At 68.2% G+C, this 5,175-nt stretch carries 1 protein-coding gene; it reads left to right on the top strand.

The window, feature by feature from the left end; all coding sequences use genetic code 11:
- Window positions 1–4: 4 nt before the first annotated feature.
- Window positions 5–5,175: amino acid adenylation domain-containing protein (locus ACFWP7_RS42305; RefSeq protein WP_384393899.1), on the top strand; the 5,171-nt coding region annotated here is incomplete at its 3' end.

The raw sequence follows: 5,175 nt of genomic DNA, 5'->3' as shown, positions 1-5,175 counted from the left end.
GGACGTGCTGGGGCGTCATGAGGTGTTGCGGACGGTGTTTCCCGCGGTGGAGGGTGAGCCGTACCAGCGGATCCTGCCCGTTGCGGAGTGTGGGTTCGAGCTCATGGTCGCGGCGGTGGAACCGGACGGGCTTGACGAGGCGGTGGCGCGGGCGGGTCAGTATGTGTTCGACCTGGCCGCTGAGATCCCGTTGCGGGTGTCGTTGTTCGAGGTGGGTCCGGATGAGCATGTCCTGGTCGTGTTGCTGCATCACATTGCGGGTGATGGCTGGTCGGTGACTCCGCTGGCGCGTGACCTGTCGGTCGCGTACGCGGCGCGTGTCGAGGGCCGGGTGCCGCAGTGGGCGCCGTTGCCGGTGCAGTACGCGGACTACACGCTCTGGCAGCGGGACCTGCTCGGCGACGAGAACGACCCCGACAGCCTGCTCGCCGCCCAAGTCGCCTACTGGCGAGACGCTCTGGCCGGACTCCCCGAGTCGCTGGAACTGCCCTCTGACCGACCGCGCCCGGCCGTCGCCTCGCACCGGGCCCATCAGGTTCAGTTGTCGGCATCCGCTGAATTGCATGCGCGTGTAGTGGAGTTGGCACGTTCTGAGGGCGTGACCGTCTACATGGTGTTGCAGGCGGCACTCGCGACGCTGCTCTCGCGATTGGGTGCGGGCACCGACATTCCGATCGGGTCGGCGGTGGCGGGGCGTACGGACGAGGCCCTGGATGATCTGGTCGGGTTCTTCGTGAACAGTCTGGTCATCCGTGCCGATCTCTCGGACGACCCGACGTTCGTGGAGACCTTGAGTCGGGTGCGGGAGGCGGGCCTTGGTGCGTTCGCGCATCAGGATGTGCCGTTCGAGCGGCTGGTGGAGGAACTCGGGCCGGTGCGTTCGCTGGCACGGCACCCGCTGTTCCAGGTGATGTTCACGCTGCAGAACAACGCACGGGCGGCGTTGGACCTGCCCGGCGCGCGGAGCGGTGGACTGCCTGCGGGAGCAGGTGCATCCGGTGCGGCGTCGGTGAAGTTCGACATGGAGGTGACGGCCACTGAGTTGTACGACGAGCAAGGCGCTCCGAGTGGGCTGCGCGGCTCGGTTGTTGCCGCGGCCGACCTGTTCGACGCGGATTCCGTCGAACGGTTGGCGGACCGCTGGGGACGCGTCCTGGAAACCCTCGTCACCGCCCCGACCCTTCCGCTGAGCGCGGTCGACATCCTGGACGAGGATGAGCGTCGTCTGGTGGTCGAGGAATGGAACGACACTGCGGCTGAGGTGCCGGATGTTTTGGTGCCGGAGCAGTTCGCCCAGAGTGCGGCGGCTGATCCCGGTGCTGTTGCGGTGGTGTTCGAGGGTGCGGAGCTGTCGTACGGGGACCTGGACGCGCGTGCGAACCGGCTGGCGCATGTCCTGCGGGCGCAGGGTGTCGGTCCAGAGTCAGTCGTGGGGTTGTGCCTGCCGCGGGGTGTCGACATGGTCGCGGCGATCCTGGGTGTGTGGAAGACCGGTGCCGCCTACGTCCCGCTGGATCCCGAATACCCCGTCGAGCGGCTGGAGTTCATGCTGGCCGACAGTGGCGCGACGGTGGTCGTGGGACTTGCCGAACTCACCCGGCACCTGGCCACTCCGGCACTGAATCTCGATGACGCCGAGACCACCGCGGCCCTCGCCCAAGCGCCGTCGACGGCACCCGACATTCACCTCGCCGACGACCAGGCGGCGTACGTGATCTACACGTCGGGCTCGACGGGGCGGCCCAAGGGCGTGCACGCCACACACGGTGGAATGAGGAACGTCGCCACCGCGCTGCGCCCGGTGCTGGACGCTGGGCCCGGAGTGCGCGTTCTGCAGTTCGCGTCGTTCAGTTTCGACGCCTCGGTGCTGGACGTGGCCGCGACACTGACGGCCGGGGGCACTCTTGTTGTGGCCGGGGCCGCCGATCGTGCTGATGCCCAGCAACTGGGGCAGCTGATACGGGAGTCGGGCGTGCGGACGGCCAGCGTGGTGCCGTCCCTGCTGGCGGTACTGGAACCGGCGGACTTGGCCGGCGTGACCACCCTGCGGGTGGGTGCCGAACCGTTGTCGGCGGCCCAGGCGGAGGTGTGGAATGAAGGCCGTCGCCTGATCAACTCCTACGGTCCGACCGAATCGACCGTGATCGTCACGGCCGGTCCGGTGGACGATGAGCCGGGCCCGGTGGTTCCGATGGGCCCGCCTATCGCCAACACCAGGCTGTTCGTGCTCGACGACCATCTCGCCCCCGTGCCCGTCGGGACGGTTGGCGAGCTGTACATCGCCGGCGACCAAGTGGCCCGCGGGTACATCGGCCGCAGCGCCCTCACGGCGGAAAGGTTCGTCGCGTGCCCGTCCGGGCCGACCGGAGGCCGGATGTACCGGTCCGGAGACCGGGCTCGCTGGACCGCCGATGGGCAGTTGGTGTTCGCGGGGCGCGCGGACGAGCAGGTGAAGATCCGTGGGTTCCGGGTCGAGCCGGGCGAGGTGCAGGCGGTACTGGAGGCCCACCCTGAGATCACCCAGGCGGCGGTGATCGCGCGCGAGGACATGCCGGGTGACCTACGTCTGGTCGCCTACGTGGTGCGGTCGAGCGACAGCACGGATGCCGAAGAACTGCGAGAGGGAGCAAGGGAGTTCACGGCCGAACGGCTGCCGCATTACATGGTGCCATCGGCGATCGTCGTCCTCGACGCGTTGCCGTTGACGGTGAACCGGAAGGTGGACCGCAAGGCGCTGCCCGTCCCCGAGTACGCGCAGAGCGCGGTCCGAGGGCCTGCCACCGTGCAGGAAGAACTCCTGTGCGCCGCGTTCGCCGAGGTGCTCGGGCTCGACAGCGTCGGCGTGCACGACGACTTCTTCGCCCTCGGCGGGCACTCACTGCTGGCCACCCGCCTCATCAGCCGGGTTCGGACGGTGCTGGGCAGGGAGGTGCCGCTGCGGGCCTTGTTCGAGGCACCGACGCCGGCTGGCCTGGCCACTCGGCTCGGCGGCGCCACGGGGAGCCGGACCGCGTTGGTGGCCGGGGAGCGGCCTGAGCGCGTTCCCCTGTCGTACGCGCAGCGCAGGCTGTGGTTCATCGCGCAGTTGGAGGGCCCGAGCCCTACGTACAACATGCCGACCGTGATTCGCCTGACCGGTCAGGTGGACCGGGCGGCGCTGGCCGCGGCCCTGCGCGACGTGCTGGACCGGCACGAGGTGCTGCGCACGATCCTCGCGACCTCCGACGGCGAGCCATACCAGCGCATCCTCGACCCCTCGGAACTGTCCTGGGATCTGCACATCGTCGACCTGGCCGACTACGACAAGCCGACGGACATGACGAGCGCGGTCGCCGCGGCTACGGCCTACGAGTTCGACCTCGCGAACGAAGTGCCCATCCGGGCATGGCTGTTCGCAGAGGGTGCAGAGGGCGCGAACGAGCATGTGCTCGTCCTGGTGGTACACCACATCGCCAGTGACGGTTGGTCGAACGGCCCGTTGGCCCGGGACGTGTCCACGGCCTACGAGGCACGCCGTACGGGCAATGCGCCGCAGTGGGCTCCCTTGCCGGTGCAGTACGCGGACTACACCGTGTGGCAGCGGGAGTTGCTCGGCGACGAGAAGGACCCTGAGAGTGTCCTGTCCCAGCAGGTCGCATACTGGCGTGACGAACTCGAAGGCGCGCCCGAGGAGTTGGAGCTTCCCTTCGACCGGCCGCGCCCGGCGGTGCCCTCTCACCGGGGCCACGGCGTGAAGTGGAGCCTGCCGGCCGAGTCGCATCAGCGGCTGCGGGAACTGGCACGGCAGCGGGGCGTAACCCTGTTCATGTTGTTCCAGGCGGGCCTGGCCGCGACGCTGAACCGTCTTGGTGCCGGCTCCGACATACCGATCGGGAGCGCGATCGCCGGGCGGACGGACGAAGCCCTGGACGATCTGGTGGGCTGCTTCGTCAATACGCTGGTGATCCGGAGCGATCTGTCCGGGGACCCGACTTTTGCTGAACTCCTTGAGCAGGTAAGGGAGAAGGGGCTGCGTGCCTTCGCGCACCAGGACGTTCCGTTCGAGCGCCTGGTCGAGGAACTGGCCCCTGCCCGATCGCTCGCCCGCCAGCCCCTGTTCCAGGTCATGCTGACCTTCCAGGACACCGTCGAGGTGCGCGAAGCGAGGTCCAAGAGCAGGACAAAGAAGAAGGCGGAGACTCAATCCGGCTCGGCTCCAATGGCTGACGTCGGCGCGAAGTTCGATCTCACAGTGTTCGTGGGGGAGAACTTCGACGACCAAGGCAGCGCGGCCGGTCTCGGCGGCATGGTCACGGGCGCGGCGGATCTGTTCGAGGCCGACACGATCGAACGATTCGTCGGCTCCCTGGTACGAGTGCTGTCAGCCCTCGCCGAGGACCCGCAGGCACCGATTTCCTCGGTGGATGTGCTGGGTGCGGTTGAGCGTCGTCGGGTTCTTGAGGTGTGGAATGAGACGGCTGGCGGCGTGACGCCTGCTGGGGTCGTTGAGTTGTTCGGTGGGCAGGTGGTGCGGACGCCGGATGCTGTTGCGGTGGTGTCGGGTGGTGTGTCGGTGTCGTATGCGGAGTTGGATGCGCGGGCGAATCGGTTGGCGCATTTCTTGCGGGTGCAGGGTGTGGGTGTGGAGTCGGTGGTGGGGTTGTGCCTGCCCCGGGGTGTCGAGTCGATTGCGGCGATTTTGGGTGTGTGGCGGGCGGGGGCGGCTTACGTTCCGTTGGATCCGGGTCTGCCGGCTGAGCGGATCGCGTTCATGCTGGCCGACAGTGGTGCTGTTCTGACCTTGACCTCCGAGGAGGTGCTGGAGGATCTTCCGGCGGGCCGGCAGCGGTTGGTGGCGGTGGATGGCCCCCTGGTATCCATGCAGTTGGCGGCGCTTCCTGTCACGGCTCCGGTGATTGCGGGTGTGGTGCCTGCGCAGGTGGCGTATGTGATGTATACGTCGGGTTCGACGGGGCGGCCGAAGGGTGTCGCGGTCACGCATGGGGCGCTGGCGAATTATGTGGGGTCGGTGCCGGGGCGGGTGGGTTTTGAGGGGCCGGGCCGGTTTGCGGTGTTGCAGGGGCAGGCGACCGATCTGGGGAACACGGTGGTGTTCGCGAGCCTGGCCTGCGGTGGCGAGTTGCATATCCTCGACGAGGGCGCGGTCACCGATCCGGCGGTCGTGTCGTCGTATCT

The organism is Streptomyces sp. NPDC058470 (assembly GCF_042721055.1).
In the GTDB taxonomy this organism is placed as follows: domain Bacteria; phylum Actinomycetota; class Actinomycetes; order Streptomycetales; family Streptomycetaceae; genus Streptomyces.
The sequence above is the reverse complement of the archived record's forward strand: the minus strand, read 5'-3'. Positions and strand labels throughout refer to the sequence as shown.